This is a genomic window from Allostella sp., from assembly GCF_041913585.1.
Classification (GTDB): domain Bacteria; phylum Pseudomonadota; class Alphaproteobacteria; order ATCC43930; family Allostellaceae; genus Allostella.
Window position 1 is genome coordinate 1 of the sequence record NZ_JAYSFE010000022.1, and the last position, 17,206, is coordinate 17,206.

Consider the following 17,206-nt stretch of genomic DNA (forward strand, 5'->3'; position numbering starts at 1 on the left):
CGATGCTGGCGGACGAGAACCGGATCAACGTCCGGCTCCTGCCGCCGCCGCGGGGCCAGGTCGTCGACCGCTTCGGCGAGCCGCTCGCCGTCAATGTCGAGAATTACCGGCTCGTCCTGGTGCCGGAACAGATCGGCGATCTCGAGCGCGCCCTCGACATCATCGACCGGATCGCGCCGCTCGGCGAGGCGGACCGCCGGCGGGTCCTGCGCGAGGCGCGCCGCAAGCGCGGGTTCGTGCCGATCCTGGTGCGCGGCAACCTGACCTGGGACGAGGTCGCGCGGGTCGAGGTCAACGCCGTCGACCTGCCGGGGGTCGCCATCGACCCCGGCCTCTCGCGCCGCTACCCGCATGGGGACGTGATGGGCCACGTGGTCGGCTACGTGGCCTCGGTGTCCGAGCACGAACTGACCGGCGACCCATTGCTGGAGCTGCCCGATTTCCGCATCGGCAAGGATGGCATCGAGCGCTTCCGCGAGCACGAACTCCGCGGCAAGGCGGGCGCCAGCGAGGTCGAGGTCAATGCCTATGGTCGCGTCATCCGCGAACTGGGCCGGCAGACGGGACATCCCGGCGACCAGGTGGTGGTGACGATCGACCTCGCGCTCCAGCGCTACGTGATGCAGCGCCTGGCGCAGGAGCAGAGCGCGGCCGCGGTCGCGATGGACGTCCACACCGGCGAGGTGGTGGCGCTGGTGTCGAGCCCCGGCTTCGATCCCAATCTCTTCGCCAGCGGCATCTCGTCGGCGCAATGGAATGCCCTGCGGCAGGACGCCCGCGGGCCGCTCTCGAACAAGGCCGTGGCCGGCCAGTACGCGCCCGGGTCGACCTTCAAGATGATGGTGGCGGTGGCCGCCCTGGAGACGAAGGCGATCACCCCCGACCAGCGCATCCACTGCCCCGGCCACTACGAGCTGGGCGAGCAACGCTTCCATTGCTGGAAACGGGCGGGCCACGGGGCGATGAACCTGCACGAGGCGCTGAAGCAGTCCTGCGACGTCTATTTCTACGAGCTCGCCCGCAGGGTCGGCATCGACCGGCTGGCGCCGATGTGCCGTCGCTTCGCGCTCGGCGAGCGGACGGGCATCGAGCTCCCGGGCGAACGGGCGGGCCTCATCCCGAACCGCGAATGGAAGCAGCATGTCCGCAAGGCGTCGTGGCTGCAGGGCGAAACGGTGCTGACCGGGATCGGCCAGGGCTACGTGCTGACGACGCCGCTGCAGCTCGCGGTGATGACCGCCCGCCTCGTCAATGGCGGCCGGGCGGTCGTGCCCCGGCTCACCCGGACTTCGGTGATGCACGAGAACCAGGCGACGCCGCGGCGCGACCTCTTTCCCGCGCTCGGGATCTCGCCGCAGACGCTGGCGGCGGTGCGCGACGGCATGTCGGCGGTGGTCAACGAGCAGGGCGGGACCGCCTATGCCGTCCGCCTGCGGGACGCCGACCTGGCCTTCGGCGGCAAGACCGGCACCGCCCAGGTCCGCCGCATTTCCGTCGCCGAGCGCGAGCGCGGCGTGCGCCGCAACGAGGACCTGGCCTGGCGCGAGCGCGACCACGCCCTCTTCGTCGGCTACGGCCCGGTCGACGCGCCGCGCTATGCGGTGGCGGTGGTGGTCGAGCATGGCGGCGGCGGCTCCAGCGTCGCCGCGCCGATCGCCCGCGACATCCTGGTCGAGACCCTGCGCCGCGACCCGTCGCGGGTGGTGCCGCCGTCGCGCGTGGTCGCCGAGCGCGGCGCGGGAGAGCGGTCGTGAGCATGCTGGAGCGCCAGCCGCGGGCGACGGCGCCGCTGCTGCTCGACCGGTTCTGGCAGATCAGCTGGCCGCTGGTCCTGCTGCTGGCGGCGATCGCCGGGGTCGGGTTCGCCATGCTCTACTCGGCCGCGGGCGGCAGCTTCCAGCCCTGGGCCGACAAGCAGATGCTGCGCTTCGCCTTCGGGCTGGTCGGCATGATCCTGGTCGCGCTGGTCGACCTGCGCGTCTGGCTGCGCCTCGCCTACGTCGTCTACGGGCTGGCGCTGGTCCTGCTCGTCGCCGTCGAAGTGCGCGGCGAGATCGGCATGGGCGCGCAGCGCTGGATCGACTTCGGCTTCATCCAGCTCCAGCCGTCCGAGATCATGAAGATCGCGCTCGTGCTGGCGCTCGCCCGCTATTTCCACGGGCTCGACATGGACGAGATCGGCCGGCCGCTGATGCTGGTGGTGCCGGCGGTCCTGGTGTTCGCGCCGGCGATCCTGGTCCTGAAGCAGCCCGACCTCGGCACCGCGATCATGCTGGTCGCCGGCGGCGGCGTCATGTTCTTCATGGCCGGCGTCCGGCTGTGGAAGTTCGCGCTGGTGCTGGCCGCCGTGGTGGCGAGCGTGCCGATCGCATGGGAGTTCCTGCGCGACTACCAGAAGCAGCGGATCATCACCTTCCTCAATCCCGAGGCCGATCCGCTGGGCGCCGGCTACCACATCATCCAGTCGAAGATCGCGCTCGGCTCGGGCGGTGTCTTCGGCAAGGGCTACCTGCTGGGCAGCCAGACGCACCTCAACTTCCTGCCCGAGAAGCAGACGGACTTCATCTTCACCATGCTGGCCGAGGAATGGGGCTTGGTCGGCGGCATCGCCGTCATCGGCCTCTATGCCCTGGTCGTGCTCTACGGCCTCCTGATCGCGCTGCGCAGTCGCAACCAGTTCGGCCGCCTGCTGGCGATCGGCGTCACCTCGACCCTCTTCCTCTACGCCTTCATCAATTGCGGGATGGTCATGGGCCTGCTGCCGGTGGTGGGCGTGCCGCTCGCCCTGGTGTCGTTCGGCGGCACCGCCATGCTGACGGTGCTGTTCGGGATGGGGCTGGTGATGGGGGTCTATGTCCATCGCGACATGGAACTCGACCGGCTGGGCGAGGTCGGCACCGATTGAGGCCGTCGCGCCTATCGACAAGCCGGGTCGCCTTTGCTATACGGCGCCCCCCGGCGGGTGCTTAGCTCAGTTGGTAGAGCAGCTGACTCTTAATCAGCGGGTCATAGGTTCGAGTCCTATAGCACCCACCATTCCTTCCAACGCCGGGGCGGGACCGGTTCCCGAGAGGGGCCGATCCGGCCGTCCGTTTCTCTCTCGCCAATAGCGGTGACGGGCGCGATAATCGCCCGATCAGTGAAGCTTCGCCCGAGAGCGAAAGGCGCTGGGTTGGCTGGGGCAGGGACGTCTTCCGGGAGGGCCGGGGCGGCACCGCGTGCGGCCGAGGAGGCGGGCGGCGATCCTCCTCCCGTTCCGAGCGAGCGTGCCCATCGGTCGGTGTCGACCATCGCGCTCCTGCGCGCGACGGCGATCGCCTCCCTCGTCGTTCCCCTGATCCTGTTCGCGCTCGTGGCCTGGCAGTCGTTCGGCCGCAACTGGCGGGACGCCGAGGCGCGGCTCTCCTACACCCTCGACCTCGTCCACGAGCACGCCGTCAAGGTCATGGAGACCCAGGAACTGGTGGCCGGCCAGGTCCAGGAGATGCTGCGCGGGCTGGACGACGACGCGGTGCGGGCCGACGCCACCCGCATCGAGGACCGGCTGGTCGGCCTCACCCGCGCCCTGCCGCAGATCCAGGGCATCTGGGTGCTCGACGCGCGCGGGCGGCCGCTGGTGACCAGCAGTCCCGGTCCGGTGTCGCACGATCTCGATCTCTCCGATCGGAAATACTACCAGGTCCATCGGGACGATCCCGATCGCGGCCCCTATGTCAGCGGCGCGCTGCACGGCCGGGCGATGGACGTCACCTTCTTCCAGGTCGCGGTGCGGCGCGGCGGCGCCGAGTTCCGTGGCGTCACCGCCGTCTCGATGGACCCGGAATATTTTCAGGATTTCTACCGCCGGGCGGCGCTGGAACCCCCGTTCTCGGCGGCCCTCCTTCGCGCCGACGGCGCGATGCTGGCGCGCTACCCGCCGCCACCCCGCCCCCTGCACGAGACGGCACCGCTGGCGCTGTTTGCCCGTCAGGTCGCGGCGGTGCCGGACGCCGGCGCCTATGTCGCCGTCACCGGGCTCGACGGCCGCGAGCGGCTCATCCTCTACCGTCGTCTGCCCGGCTACCCGGTCTATGCGGTGACCGCCACCACCACGCGCCATATCCGGGAGGAGTGGCTGGGCGATCTCGCCAACGACCTCGCCTTCGCGCTGCCGCCGACGCTCCTCCTCTTCCTGGTGACGCTGGTCGCACTGCGCCGGGCCCGGGGCGAGGCGGCGGCCCTGGCGGCCGCGGAACAGGCGAGCCGGGCGAAATCCGACTTCCTGGCGACGCTCGGGCACGAGATCCGGACGCCGATGAACGCGATTCTCGGCCTCGGCCGCCTCGTCCAGGACGATCCCGGCCTCTCCGCCGAGGGGCGGCGTCACGCCGCGGCGGTGCAGATGGCGGGCGAGAACCTGCTGGCGCTGCTCAACGATCTCCTGGACCTGTCGAAGGCCGAGGCCGGCTATCTGCGGCTGGAGCGCGTGCCTTTCGATCTCGGCCGGATCGCCCGCGAGTGCGTCGCCATGTTCGCGGCCACGGCGCGCGGCAAGGGAATCGCGATCGCGGCCGTCGTTCCCGACCGGCCGCTGTGGTTCCTCGGCGATCCGCTGCGGATCCGGCAGATCCTGCTCAACCTGGTCGGCAACGCCGTCAAGTTCACCCCGTCGGGCCGGGTCGAGCTCGACCTCACGGTCGAGGAGGCCGCGCCCGGCACCCCGTGGTCGATCCGCATGACGGTCTCCGACAGCGGCCAGGGCATCCCGGCCGATCAGCTCGACCGTCTGTTCCGTCCGTTCGAGCAGGGCGATCCGTCCATCACTCGCCGCTACGGCGGCACCGGCCTCGGTCTGGCGATCGCCCGCCGCCTCGCGCGCATGATGGGCGGCGACGTCACGGCCGAGAGCCGGCCCGGCGTCGGCAGCCGGTTCACGGTCGACCTCGCCCTCGATCCGGCGGCGGCCGAAGGATCGGACGCGCCGCCGCCGGCCGGGCCGCTGTCGGCCGGATCGCTCTCGATCCTGGTGGCGGAGGACGAGCCGCTCAGCGGCGAGTTCATGCGCGCGATGCTGTCCGCCCTCGGGCACCGGATCACGGTCGTCCCGGACGGCGCGGCGGCGGCCGACGCCTGCCGGACGGGCGACTACGATCTCGTGCTGATGGACGTGTGGATGCCCGGCGTCGACGGCGTCGAGGCGACCCGGCGGATCCGGCGCGCGGAGACCGCCGGACGGCGGGTCGCGATCGTCGGGCTGACGGCGGATACGACCGCGCAGCAGCGCGACGAGTGCCTCGCGGCCGGAATGGATGCGGTCGTGGCGAAGCCGGTCGATCTGGCGGCGCTCGAGCGGGCGGTGTCATCCGCCATGGGTGCCTCGTCGGCGGCATAGACCGGCCGATGGCGCGGTCCGGCCGACGGTGGCCCGGCTCTGGCCAAGACCATGCTTCGTATGGTTCTCTCTGCCGCGATATTCTGCCGGGGGTAGCAGGGAAGGGGAGGATCGGCGATGCGGATTCTGACGGTGGCGGCGGCCATGCTGGCGCTTTCGGGCGTGGCGCATGCGGCTTACCCGGAACGGCCGGTGAAGCTGATCGTGCCCTGGGCGGCCGGCGGCGACACCGACAACATCTTCCGGCCCTTCGCGCAGGCCTTCCAGAAGCATCTCGGCCAGACCGTCGTCATCGCCAATGTCGGCGGCGCGTCGGGCACCGTCGGCGCGCGCGAGGCGCGCGGCGCGCCGGCGGACGGCTACACGCTGTTCGCCGTCCACGACTACATCCACCTCACCTACTACACCGGGGTGGCCGACGTCACCCACACCGACTTCCGGCCGATCTGCTCGGTCGCGTCGACCCCGTCGGTCCTGACCGCCAGCCCGAAGACGAAGTGGCAGACGGTGGCGGAGCTGGTGGCCGACGCCAAGGCCCGCCCCGGCGCGATCAGCGTCGGCGCGACGCTGGGATCGACCAGCCATTTCTTCCCCGCCATCTTCGAGAAGGCGGCCGGCATCAAGCTGAAGTACGTGTCGTACGACGGCCTCGCGCAGCGCATGAACGCCATCCTCGGCGGGCATATCGACCTGACGGACGGCAACCTGACGCAGAAGGGCAAGGTCGAGGCGGGCCAGCTTCGCTTCCTCGCCATCGCCACCGAGAAGCGCAGCGACGAGATTCCGGCCGTGCCGACTCTGAAGGAGCTGGGCTTCGACGTCGTCTATGCGGTGACGCGCGGGCTGCTGGCGCCGAAGAACACCCCGGAGCCGGTGCTGGCCGCGCTCGACGCCGCCTGCGCCAAGGCGGTCGTCGAGGCGGAGTTCGTGAAGTCGATGAAGGTCCAGGGCACCGACGTGCTGCATCTCGACCGCAAGGCCTATGGCGAGTTCCTGACGCGGGTCGACGGCGAGAACCGGACGCTGGCACAGGAACTCGGCCTGCTGCGCCGCTGACCGGAAGGGCTTCGACGCCGATGCGTCCGACCCGGGACATGGTGGCCGGGGCGTTGGGGCTCGGGCTCGGCGCCCTGCTCTTCGCCCTGACCTGGGGCCTGCCGCAGTCGCCCTTCGTGCCGATCGGGCCGGACTTCTATCCGCGGATCGTCCTGGCGGCGACGATGCTGCTCGGCGCCGTCCTGGTCGTGGGCGATCTCTTCGGCCGGCGACGGCGGCGGCCGGCCGCTGCCGGCCCGCGGAACCATCGCCTCGTCCTGCTGACGTTTGTCGCCTTCGGGCTCTATGTCCTCGCCCTCCCGGGCCTGGGCTTTCGCATCGCCACCTTCGCCTTCGTCGTCGGACTGCAGATCCTGCTCGACCCGCCGCGCGGCGCCGGCCGCTGGATCACCGTCCTCGTGGTCGCGGCCGTCATGAGCGTGCCGGTGTTCCTGGTCTTCGAGCGCTGGCTGTCGATCCTGCTGCCGCGCGGCGCCTGGACGGGCGTGTGAGCGGATGTTCGATCTCCTCGCCCTCGGCATCCTCGACATCCTGCAGCCGAAGTACCTGACGCCGCTCTTCCTCGGCACGCTGGTCGGGGTCGTCGGCGGTGCGCTGCCGGGCATCACCATCACCATGACCGTCATCATGGTGCTGCCCTTCACCTTCGGACTGGAACCGCTCCAGGGGCTGGCCGCCATGGTCGGCGTCTATGTCGGCGGCGAATCGGGCGGCCTCATCACCGCGACGCTGATCGGCATCCCGGGCAAGCCGTCCTCGATCTCGACCACCTTCGACGGCTTTCCGATGAGCCGCAAGGGCGAGCCCGGGCGGGCGGTCTGGCTCGGGATCTGGGCGTCGTTCTTCGGCGGCCTGCTGGGCGGGGTCTTCCTCATCGGCGCGACCGGATGGCTGGCCGAGGTCGCCCTGCAGTTCGGCCCGTGGGAGTTCTTCGCCCTCTTCGTCTTCGCCCTCTCCATGGTCGCGGGGCTGACCGAGGAATCGCTCGCCAAGGGGCTGCTGGCGGGCGCCCTCGGGCTGATCGTCACCACCGTCGGCACCGACCCGATCATGAGCGTGCCGCGCTTCACCCTCGGCACCGACTTCCTGGCCGGCGGCTTCCCCTTCCTGCCGGTGCTGATCGGCGTCTTCGCCTTCGCCCAGATCATGACCGACATCGAGCGGGCGCGCTCGCTCGCGGTCGGCGACGCGACCGCCGGCCAGATCGTCAGCCTCGCCGTGTCGCAGATGAAGGTGGTGGGCGAGATCCTCTCCCGCCCGTTCCTGCTGCTGTGGTCGACCTTCGTCGGCATCCTGATCGGGGTCCTGCCGGCGATCGGCGGCAGCGCCGCCAGCGTCATGGCCTACGACCAGGCGAAGAAGCTTTCGCGCCACCCGGAGCGGTTCGGCACCGGCACGCCGGAAGGCATCATCGCCTCCGAGGCCTCGAACAACGCCAATGTCGGCGGCTCGCTGGTGACTATCATGGCCTTCGGCATTCCAGGCGACGCGGTGACGGCGGTGATGCTGGGGGCGATGACGATCCACGGCATCCAGTCCGGCCCGCTCTTCATGAGCCAGGAGACGAAGCTCGCCTACGGCCTCTTCGCCGCCTACCTCGTCGCCCACCCGATCATGCTGGCGATCATGGCGGTCGGCGCCCGCTGGTTCCTGCGCATCGTCACGGTGCCGAAGTCGGTGCTGATCCCGGTCGTGCTGGTGCTCTGCGTCGTCGGCGCCTACGCGCTCAACAACACCATGGCCAGCGTCTGGGTGCTGGCCATCTTCGGGGTCGTCGGCTACGGGCTGGTCAAGCTCGGCTTCCCGCTCGCGCCGCTCATTCTCGGCCTGATCCTGGGCGACCAGATCGAGGTCAACCTGGTGCGGGCGCTGATGACCGACGGCGACCTCTGGCTCTTCGTCACCCGGCCGATCTCGGCCCTGCTGCTGGCGCTGTCGGCGGCGTCGGTGGCGCTGGCGCTGTGGCAGCGCCGACGTTCCCGGCGCAGCCCGGCGGACGAGCCCGATACCGACTTCTGAAGAAGCGAGGGGAGGACAGGCGCATGAACCGTTTCGACCTGACGGGCCGCGTCGCGGTGGTCACCGGCGGCAATGGCGGCATCGGCCTCGGCATGGCGGGCGGGCTGGCGGAGGCAGGTGCGGCCGTCGTCGTCGCCGGCCGCAATGCCGAGAAGAACGCCGCGGCCGTCCAGTCGCTCGCGGCGAAGGGCGCCAAGGCGACGGCGATCGCGGTCGACGTCTGCGACGAGGCCTCGGTCAAGGCGCTGATGGCGGAGGCCGAGCGGGCGATGGGCCGCATCGACATCCTGGTCAACAATGCCGGCATCAACATCCGCAAGCGGCCCGAGCAGTACACGCTGGCGGAATGGTCGCAGGTGATCGAGACGAACCTGACCAGCGCCTTCCTCTGCAGCCATGCCGTCCACCCGGCGATGAAGCGCGCCGGCGGCGGCAAGATCATCAATATCGGCTCGATGATGTCGATCTTCGGCGCGCCCTTCACCTCGGCCTACGCGGCGAGCAAGGGCGGCATCGTCCAGTTCAGCCGCGCGCTCGCCACCGCCTGGGCGGTCGACAACATCCAGGTCAACGCCGTGCTGCCGGGCTGGATCGACACCGCGCTCACCCGCCGCGCCCGCGAGGACGTGCCCGGCCTCAACGAGCGCGTGCTCGCCCGCACCCCGGCCGGTCGCTGGGGGACCCCCGACGACCATGCCGGCATCGCCGTCTTCCTGGCGAGCGCGGCCTCCGACTTCGTCACCGGCACCGCGATCCCGGTCGACGGCGGCTACTCGGTGCAGGGCGTCTGATCGTCACCCCTGCCGACGGACGAACTCGGCCAGCGCCGCGAGCTGCTGGCCGATCAGCCCGCGGGTGGTGGCGTCGGTGAGGGCGCCGGTCGCGGCGTCGACGCGGGTCTGGACCGAACCGACGGCGATCTCGGGCTTGTTCAGCACCCGGCCGTCGAGGAAGACCATCGACTGGCGCAGATGGTACTGGCAGCGGATGCCGCCGAACGGCCCCTGGGAGGCGGTCTGGATCGCGATCGGCTTGCCGGCGAAGGGCTGGTTCGGCAGGCGCGACAGCCAGTCGACGGCGTTCTTGAGCGCGCCCGGGATCGAGTAGTTGTACTCGGGCGTGACGACGATCAGGGCGTCGGCGGCGCGGATCGCGTCGGCGGTGCGCGTCACGATGTCCGGGAACCCTTCGGCCTGGAGGTCGGCGTCGTAGTGCGGATAGTCGCGCACCGATTCGAGCTCGCGCACGGTGACGCCTTCGGGCGCCAGCCCGGGGAGCGCGCGCGCGACCATCGCGTTGAACGAAGCCTTGCGCAGGCTGCCCAGCAGCACGGCGAAGACGAGGGGTCCTTCCTTGGTCATCGATCGGTCTCCAGGGGGGTGTCGGCAGGGGAGGGGGGCAGGAACGGGAAAGGTCAGCGCGTCCGCGTCCGCGGCCGGCGCCCGGCCGTCTCCCGCGCCTCCAGATGCTTCGTCACGGCGGCCTCGATGACTGCCCAGTCGGTCACCCCGGCGGGGTTGGCGCGGGTCGGCGTGAACTGGCGCATCGCCGCAGGGCGGCCCTGGGCGACCTGGTAGAGGCGGCGCAGTTCGACCAGCGGGTCCGGATGGTCGTCGACGCGCAGGTCGAGCTGGGCATACTCCTCGCCGGCGAAGATCACGAGCGCCGCCGACTGGCGCCCGCGCTTGTCGCCGCCGGCGACCTGTCCGGCCTCCAGGGCGAGCAGCAGCCGCTCCGCCAGCGGCACCTTCCGCCTGGACTGGTAGACCCGCATCGTCTCGGCGATCACGTCCGGGCCGGCCAGCATGTTGCCGGCGATCGAGACGTCGGGCGCGGTCACCTGGCCGCACCAGGGAATGCACTGGGCCCCGGTCCAGGCGGCGGTCGTGCCGTCGCGGTCGACGACATGCACCTGGCGATGCTCGCGGCCCGGATCGGCATCGGTCAGGAGACGCACGACGTCGGGCGCCGGCACGGCTTCGCGCAGCAGCGCCAGGCCACGGCGGCCGTAGAGCGGGTTCGACAGCGCCTGGGTCGACAGGGCGCCGATCCCGCTTTCGACGAAGGGGCAGCGGGCGCCGACGGCGAAGGCCCGGGTGGTGACGGCGACGGCGAAGGCTCCGGCCTCGGGGTCGCGGGCGACGATGGACCAGGTCATGCGGCGAGCATAGCCCGGCCCCGTCCTCCCGCCCAGGCGGCGCGACGGATGGGAGCCGATTTGCCTGATGGCCCAATGGGTGGTATCCGATTGCGATGCGCGTGCCGATTCCCCCCGCGGCACGGGTGGCGGTCCTGCTGGCGGCGCTCGCGTTCGCCGGCCCGGTCCCCGCGATTGCGGAGACCCAGATCGCCGCCCTGCCGAGCATGAATCCGGAGCGAGCGGTGATCCCGCCGGCGAAGCCGACGCGGATGGATCCGTCCCGTCCCTGCGGCGGAGAGCGTCTCCTGCCGTTCCGCCAATCGGGCCGGGCCCACTATTACGGGACCCGCCATCAGGGCCAGCGGACCGCCAACGGCGAGACGTTCGACATGAACGGCAAGACCGCGGCGCACCTCTCCCTGCCCTTCGGGACCAAGGTCCGTGTCACCAACGTCGCGAATGGCCGGTCGGTGGTGGTCCGGGTCAACGACCGGCATGCCCGCCGCACCGCCAAGATCATCGACCTCAGCCGCGGCGCCGCCGACGATCTCGGCTTTCGCCGCCAGGGCGCGACGACGGTGCGGCTCCAGGCGGTCTGCCAGGGACGGTAGAGCGCGGCCGCCGGCGTCAGCCGCCGGCGGCGGCGATGTCGCCGACCACCCGCACGCGCACGCGCAGCGCATTGCCGGGCAGGTAGGCGAGCGGAATGTCCTCGACCTCGATCGTCTGCAGCGTGCCGGCCTCCGCCCCGGCGGCGACCGCGCGTTCGCGGGCGAGCTCGGTCGCGGCGGCCACCGCCTCCGCCCGGGCCATGCCCTGGAACACTTGGTCGATCTCGCCGGAGACCTGGGCGATGGCCGCCCCGACGGCGTTGGCGCAGTCGCCGTGGGGCACCCGGACCACCCGGCTGATGCCGGCCACCGTTTCCGGGATCAGGAAGGCGCCGCCGCCGACCGCGATCAGCGGCAGCGGCGCCGCGTCCGTCTTCATCCGGTCGACGTTTTCCTCGACCATGGCGTGGGCGCGGGCGAGCGCCCGCCGGACGAGGGCCGGCGCGAGCGCCGCGACCCGCGCCCGGTCGCCGAGCTCGAGCAGCCCCGCCGCCACCGCGACGTCGCTCGCCGTGAGGCGAGTGCCGCCGAAGATCAGGGCCTCCTGCGTCAACCGGTGGCCGACGCTGACCGGCCCCACCCGATCGCCCCCGTCCTCGACATGGCTGCCGCCGCCGAGCCCGATCGACAGGAGGTCCGGCATCCGGAAGAGCGTGCGCACGCCGCCGACCTCGACGACGCCGTTGGCCTCGCGCGGGAAGCCGTGGCGGAGCTGGCCGATGTCGGTGGTGGTGCCGCCGACGTCGATCACCATCGCGTCGGCGAGGCCGGAGAGGAAGGCCGCCCCCCGCATCGAGTTGGTGGCGCCGGACGCGAAGCTCAGCACCGGCTGGCGCATCGCGTGCGCCGCCAGCATCACCGTGCCGTCGTTCTGGGTGAGGTAGAGCGGGGCGGCGAGGCCGCTGGCGGCGATCGCGGCCTCGAAGGCGGCGACCGTGTCGCGCGCCAGTTCCGCCAGCGCCGCGTTCATCAGGGCCGCGTTCTCGCGCTCGAGCAGGCCGATGCGACCGAGTTCGTGCGAGCAGGTGATTGCAGCGTCGGGGATCGCCTCGCGGACGATCAGGGCGGCCTCGGTCTCGCAGGACGGGTCGATCGGCGCGAAGACGGCGGCGATCGCCACCGCCTTCAACCCGGCCGCGGCGAAGCGGCGGGCGGCGGCGCGGATGGCGTCGCGGTCGAGCGGCATGAAGGGCCGCCCGTCATAGTCGTGGCCGCCCTCGACCATGGCGACCTCGCCGCGCACGAGGTCGGCCAGCGCCGGCGGCCAGTCGCAGAAGGGCGGCAGGCTGGCGCCCGACGGCAGTCCGATGCGGAGCGCGCCGACCCGGTTCAGGTTGCGCCCCTGGACGACGGCGTTGATGAAGTGCGTCGTGCCGATCATGACGGCGTCGACCGGCCGTTCCGTCACCTCCGGAAAGCGCGACAGCGCGGCCAGCGCCGCCAGGATGCCGCCGGTGACGTCCGTCGTCGTCGCTGCCTTGACCGAGCGCACGACCGCGTTGCCCGCGATCAGGACGGCATCGGTGTTGGTGCCGCCCACGTCGATTCCGATCCGCCGCATCACGCCTGCTCCGTCGCCGGTGCGGCGAAGACCGACCGGAACTCGATGTCGTATCCGAAGGCCCGCGGGCCGACATGCTCCAGCCCCTTGGGCGTCATCAGCACCGGCGGCGCCGGCAGGGCGATCACCGCCACCCGCTGCCCGTAGCGCAGGGTCTCGGTGCCGATCGCCTCGCCGGTGACGGCGTTCAGCACGCAGATCAGGTCGGGCGTGGTGACGACCGGCGCACCGTCGCGCCAGGCGACCGCCCACTCGTTCTGGAAGGCGATCTCCATCCGCGACCCGCGGTCGCCGTCCAGCCCCTCGATCGTGGCGGTGCCGCGCAGGAAGCCCTCGGTGGTCCGTCGGGCGACGTCGCTGACCTTGCCGGCGAAGATGCGCAGGCCCCCCTCGTGCTCCAGGATGGCGGCGATCGGGTCGTCGTGACGGCGCTGCGCCTCGCGCACGGCGCGGCCGATGCCGATCGCCTTGGTCGTCGTGTGGTGGATGCCCCAGCGCTTGACCTCGGCGCCGGTGCGCGGCGCCTTGCAGGTGGAGGCGACCGAGCCGACCTCGACGCAGATCTTGCGGCTGACCCGCTCCATCCACTTCCAGGTCGTGACCCTGGCGACGATCGCCTCCTCGCCGCGGCAGTCGGCGAGCGACAGCGGCCAGGGCTGCAGGTCGCCGATGGCGAAGCTCGTCATCTGCGCCTCCGGGAAGGCGCGGCCCATGCAGTCGGCGTCGACCACCGGGATGCCGAGATGGGCGGCCGCCATCAGCGGCTGGATGGCGTTGCCGCCGCCGATCTCCAGCGACATGACCGCATGGAACCGGCGGCCCTGGTAGCGCTCCATGATCTCGACGGCGCGGGCGATGGTGCGGCTGTCGGTCAGCCGCTCCTGGCCGACCAGCGGCGCGCCCATGTTGGAGACGACGGCGACGTCGTCCTCGTCCGCCAGGTCGAACGGGTCCATCAGCCGGACTTCGCCGCGCTCGGCGTAGATGCGCCGCATGTTGAGGAGGCCGAGATAGGGGCTGCCGCCGCCGCCGGTGCCGAGGATCCAGGCGCCGATCGCCAGCGACTCGATGTCGTCCAGCGAAATGGGTCTCGTCGGATGGGTCACGCGAACATCTCCCGCAGGACGGCGGCGGTGGTGGAAATGGCGAGCAGCACGGGGCAGGCGAGGCGGCGGCGCACGGCGTCGCGCTGCGCCGGGGTGTAGCTGATGCAGTCCATCACGACGAGGTCGGGCCGGCGGCGGGCGAGGCGGTCGGCGGCGGCCTCCGCCTCGGCGGCGTCGGCGAGCGGCAGCAGCGGCTCGGCCACCACCTCCAGCCCCGGCCGCACCCACTTGCCGGCGAGCCCGCGCACCTGCGCCGGCAGCGGCACCAGCAGGCCGAGGCGGCCGGCCGGCAGCAGGCCGTTGGCGAGGCCGGACAGGACGGCGGAGGGGAAGACGACGACGCCCGCGGGCTTGAGGCCGGGGAAGGCGCCGGTGCAGCACATCAGCGTCGCGCGCACCCCCTCGTCGGCAAAGCGGTCGATCAGCATCTGCGCGCGTCCCGTGACGGCGCGCTTGGACAGCGTCGCGCCGGTGCCGTCGGGCAGGCGCGTGAACAGCGTGTCCGCCTCGTCGACGGGCGGCTCGGCCGCCATCTCGGCGCGCGACAGCCCATCCATGCAGCCGACCAGGCGCACCCGCGCCGCCGGACCGACCGCCGCCTGCAAGAGGGCCTCGACGTCCGGCCGTGGCGACTGGCCCACGACGATCGCCGCCAGCGTTCCCGCACCCATGCGTCCCGACCTCCCGTTGCGACACTGCGCGGCAGGTTAGCACGGGCCCATGCCGCCTGCCGCTTGCCGTCCCGTCGCGGTCCTCCCTATCCTCGGGCCATGACGGACCCCGCCGCCCCGCCCTGGCAGATCGTGCCGCTCGCCGAGCGGCCGGACCTGGTGATGCCGCTCGCCGAGGCGCTGTGGCAGTTCTGGCACCCGGTCTTCCCCGGCAAGACGGTGGACGTCCGCGCCGCCAGCCTGCGGGCGCGGACGAACCGCGATCGGGTGCCGGTCGCGGTCGTCGCGGTCGCGCCCGACGGGCTGGCGCTGGGGACCGCCAGCATCCTGCTCGACGACATGGAGACGCGCCCCGACCTCAACCCCTGGCTGGCGACCGTCTTCGTCATGCCCGGCCAGCGCGGCCGCGGGCTGGGTGGCGCCCTCTGCGCCGCCGCCGAGGCGGCGGCCTGGCGCCTCGGCGTGCCGCGCCTCCACCTCTTCACCTTCGACAAGCGGGGCTACTATGCCGGCCTCGGCTGGCAGGACCTCGAGACGGTCGACTATGCCGGCCGGCCCACCGCCATCATGGTCAAGGACCGGCCCGCCTGAGGCGCCGCCGGAGGACGCCCCGGGCGCTTGTTCCCCCCGGTCCCGGCCCCTATCCTCGCGCGAGCGACAGCCAGGAAATCGGGGAGGGACCGTGAACCAGGAGCCGGGTCCGACGGGGGGCGGCAGCGCCGGCGACGTCGATGCCGCAGACGGGCACGCAACGGTCGCGAGAGTGACGCGGGTCTATCCCGCCAATGCCGGCAACCCGCCGGTGCATGCGCTGGGGCCGATCGACATGGTGCTGCGGCAGGGCGAGTTCCTGTCGGTCGTCGGGCCGTCCGGCTGCGGCAAGTCCACCCTGCTCGACGTCCTGGCCGGCCTGTCGGCGCCGTCGGAGGGCCGGATCCTGTTCGAGGGCCGGGAGGTGCGGGGCGAGGTGCCGGACGGGATCGGTGTCGTCTTCCAGGAGGATGCGTCCTTCCCCTGGCTCACCGTCTGGGACAACGTCGCCTTCGGGCTGCGCCGCGCCGGCACCGACGCGGCCGAGACGGCGCGCCGGGTCGACGACGCGCTCGCCTTCATGGGCCTCACGGATTTCCGCCGCGCCTATCCGGCGCAGCTCTCGGGCGGCATGCGGCAGCGCGTCTGCATCGCCCGCACCCTCGTCATGCAGCCGCGCCTCATCCTGCTCGACGAGCCGTTCGGCGCGCTCGACCAGCAGACCCGGCTGCTGATGGGCGACGAGCTCCTCAACCTGTGGCGGCGCACCGGCGCCACCGTCATGCTGATCACCCATGCGCTCGACGAGGCGGCGATGCTGTCGGACCGGGTCGGCGTCATGTCGTCCCGCCCCGGGCGCTTCATCGACATGGTCGAGACCGGCTGGCCGCGCGAACGGGACAGCCGCATCGTCGCCGACGAGGCGTTCGGGCGCGTCACGGCGCGGCTGTGGTCGCAGCTTCGCGGCGAGTCGATGAAGGCGCTGGGGATCGCCGCACCGGCGATGGCGGGGGCTCGTTGAATCTCGATCCGCTCGCCGTCGCGGCGCTGGTGGCGGCGGCGGCCGCCGTCGTCCTGGTGCTGGTCCTGCTGCGCCGGCCGATCGCGGCCGAGGGTGGCGCGGCCGAGCGCATGGTGGAAAGCCAAGCGGCGCTCGCCGGCCGGCTCGCCCAGATGGCCGAGCAGTCGGCCGCCGCCCAGGCGGCCACCGCCGAGCGGCTGGCGGCGCAGGAGCGCCACATCGCCGAGGCGGTCGACCTTCGCCTCGCGCGCCTGACCCAGCTCGTCGGCGAGACGCTGGAGCGCAACGCCCAGTCGGCGGCGACGACGCTGGGCGACCTGCAGTCGCGGCTGGCCGTCATCGACGCCGCCCAGTCCAAGATCGCCGAACTCTCGACCCAGGTCGTGCAGCTCCAGGACATCCTGTCGAACAAGCAGGCCCGCGGCGCCTTCGGCGAAGTGCAGCTCGAGGCGCTGGTCTCGGGAATCCTGCCGCCATCCGCCTACGCCTTCCAGGCCCCGGTCGGCGACGGCCGCCGGGTCGACTGCCTGCTCCAGCTGCCCAATCCGCCGGGGGCCATCGCCATCGACGCGAAGTTTCCGCTGGAGAGCTGGCACGCCCTGCGGGCGGCTGCCGACGAACCGGCGCGCGTGGCCGCGCGCCGCGCCTTCGCGGCCGCGATCCTGGCCCACGTCCGGGCGATCGCCGAGCGCTACATCGTCCCGGGCGAGACGGCGGAAAGCGCACTCATGTTCCTGCCGGCCGAGGCCGTCTATGCCGAGCTGCACGCGAACTTCCCGGAGGTCGTCGAGAAGTCCTTCCTCGCCCGCGTCTGGATCGTCTCGCCGACGACGCTGATGGCGACGCTCAACACCGTCCGCGCGGTCCTGAAGGACGTGCGGATGCGCGAGCAGGCAGGCATCGTGCAGAAGGAGGTGCGCCTGCTCCTCGACGATGTCGGCCGTCTCGACGACCGGGTCGGCAAGCTCCAGCGGCATTTCGACCAGACGGCCGAGGACATCCGCCAGATCCGCATCTCGACCGACAAGGTGACGAAGCGCGGCGAACGGATCGGCGAGCTCGAAGTGGAGGACGCCGCGGCGCTGGCGCTCCGGCCGCCCGCGGCCTGATGCGCCGCGC

16 protein-coding genes and 1 tRNA gene are annotated in these 17,206 nt (G+C 72.0%); 12 read left to right on the forward strand and 5 right to left on the reverse strand.

Features of this window, described 5'->3' with window-relative positions:
* From mrdA to ACE3Q3_RS06370, 8 genes are all read left to right on the forward strand, one after another.
* Positions 1-1,754 (forward strand): penicillin-binding protein 2 (gene mrdA / locus ACE3Q3_RS06335; protein ID WP_374443629.1); only part of this gene is annotated, 1,754 nt, incomplete at its 5' end.
* Positions 1,755-1,756: 2 nt separating this feature from the next.
* On the forward strand, positions 1,757-2,905 hold the full coding sequence (rodA, locus tag ACE3Q3_RS06340) for a rod shape-determining protein RodA (protein ID WP_374443717.1): 1,149 nt from the start codon (positions 1,757-1,759) through the stop codon (positions 2,903-2,905).
* Between the two features lie 55 nt (positions 2,906-2,960).
* A tRNA-Lys gene (locus tag ACE3Q3_RS06345) sits at positions 2,961-3,036 on the forward strand.
* A gap of 244 nt (positions 3,037-3,280) precedes the next feature.
* Entirely contained in the window at positions 3,281-5,371 is a 2,091-nt protein-coding gene (locus tag ACE3Q3_RS06350) for an ATP-binding protein (RefSeq protein WP_374443631.1), read from the forward strand.
* Between the two features lie 117 nt (positions 5,372-5,488).
* Positions 5,489-6,427: a Bug family tripartite tricarboxylate transporter substrate binding protein gene (locus tag ACE3Q3_RS06355; protein WP_374443634.1), complete on the forward strand. Its 939-nt coding sequence runs from the start codon at positions 5,489-5,491 to the stop codon at positions 6,425-6,427.
* Between the two features lie 20 nt (positions 6,428-6,447).
* Complete coding sequence (locus ACE3Q3_RS06360; RefSeq protein WP_374443636.1) at positions 6,448-6,918, forward strand: tripartite tricarboxylate transporter TctB family protein; 471 nt, start codon at positions 6,448-6,450, stop codon at positions 6,916-6,918.
* A 4-nt stretch (positions 6,919-6,922) separates the two neighbouring features.
* Positions 6,923-8,446 carry a tripartite tricarboxylate transporter permease gene (locus ACE3Q3_RS06365; protein WP_374443638.1) on the forward strand — a complete coding sequence of 508 codons (1,524 nt, stop codon included), beginning with the start codon at positions 6,923-6,925 and terminating at the stop codon, positions 8,444-8,446.
* A gap of 23 nt (positions 8,447-8,469) precedes the next feature.
* A complete protein-coding gene (locus ACE3Q3_RS06370; protein WP_374443641.1) occupies positions 8,470-9,237 on the forward strand; it encodes an SDR family NAD(P)-dependent oxidoreductase in 768 nt (255 codons plus the stop codon).
* 3 nt (positions 9,238-9,240) lie between these two features.
* Here ACE3Q3_RS06370 and ACE3Q3_RS06375 read toward each other — a convergent pair whose 3' ends face one another.
* Together ACE3Q3_RS06375 and ACE3Q3_RS06380 are read right to left on the reverse strand one after the other, a co-directional pair.
* Complete coding sequence (locus ACE3Q3_RS06375) at positions 9,241-9,807, reverse strand: NADPH-dependent FMN reductase (RefSeq protein ID WP_374443643.1); 567 nt, start codon at positions 9,805-9,807, stop codon at positions 9,241-9,243.
* A gap of 53 nt (positions 9,808-9,860) precedes the next feature.
* Complete coding sequence (locus ACE3Q3_RS06380; protein WP_374443645.1) at positions 9,861-10,604, reverse strand: DUF1028 domain-containing protein; 744 nt, start codon at positions 10,602-10,604, stop codon at positions 9,861-9,863.
* A 101-nt stretch (positions 10,605-10,705) separates the two neighbouring features.
* Here ACE3Q3_RS06380 and ACE3Q3_RS06385 point away from each other — a divergent pair, with 101 nt between their 5' ends.
* Positions 10,706-11,197 (forward strand): septal ring lytic transglycosylase RlpA family protein, encoded by a 492-nt coding sequence (locus ACE3Q3_RS06385; RefSeq protein ID WP_374443647.1) that lies wholly within the window; start codon positions 10,706-10,708, stop codon positions 11,195-11,197.
* A 16-nt stretch (positions 11,198-11,213) separates the two neighbouring features.
* Here ACE3Q3_RS06385 and ACE3Q3_RS06390 read toward each other — a convergent pair whose 3' ends face one another.
* The 3 genes from ACE3Q3_RS06390 to ACE3Q3_RS06400 are packed head-to-tail and all read right to left on the reverse strand — an operon-like array spanning position 11,214 to position 14,535.
* On the reverse strand, positions 11,214-12,758 hold the full coding sequence (locus ACE3Q3_RS06390) for a hydantoinase/oxoprolinase N-terminal domain-containing protein (protein WP_374443649.1): 1,545 nt from the start codon (positions 12,756-12,758) through the stop codon (positions 11,214-11,216).
* Positions 12,758-13,864, reverse strand: a complete 1,107-nt coding sequence (locus ACE3Q3_RS06395) for a DUF917 domain-containing protein (RefSeq protein WP_374443651.1) — start codon at positions 13,862-13,864, stop codon at positions 12,758-12,760. The genes ACE3Q3_RS06390 and ACE3Q3_RS06395 overlap by 1 nt, the downstream gene beginning before the upstream one ends.
* Complete coding sequence (locus ACE3Q3_RS06400) at positions 13,861-14,535, reverse strand: AroM family protein (RefSeq protein ID WP_374443653.1); 675 nt, start codon at positions 14,533-14,535, stop codon at positions 13,861-13,863. The genes ACE3Q3_RS06395 and ACE3Q3_RS06400 overlap by 4 nt, the downstream gene beginning before the upstream one ends.
* 99 nt (positions 14,536-14,634) lie before the next feature.
* Here ACE3Q3_RS06400 and ACE3Q3_RS06405 point away from each other — a divergent pair, with 99 nt between their 5' ends.
* The 3 genes from ACE3Q3_RS06405 to ACE3Q3_RS06415 all read left to right on the forward strand — a co-directional run bounded on the left by ACE3Q3_RS06405 (position 14,635) and on the right by ACE3Q3_RS06415 (position 17,196).
* Positions 14,635-15,126: a GNAT family N-acetyltransferase gene (locus ACE3Q3_RS06405; RefSeq protein WP_374443655.1), complete on the forward strand. Its 492-nt coding sequence runs from the start codon at positions 14,635-14,637 to the stop codon at positions 15,124-15,126.
* Between the two features lie 172 nt (positions 15,127-15,298).
* Positions 15,299-16,087, forward strand: coding sequence for an ABC transporter ATP-binding protein (locus ACE3Q3_RS06410; RefSeq protein ID WP_374443657.1), 789 nt, complete (start codon positions 15,299-15,301; stop codon positions 16,085-16,087).
* A complete protein-coding gene (locus ACE3Q3_RS06415; protein WP_374443659.1) occupies positions 16,084-17,196 on the forward strand; it encodes a DNA recombination protein RmuC in 1,113 nt (370 codons plus the stop codon). The genes ACE3Q3_RS06410 and ACE3Q3_RS06415 overlap by 4 nt, the downstream gene beginning before the upstream one ends.
* The last annotated feature ends 10 nt before the right edge of the window (positions 17,197-17,206 follow it).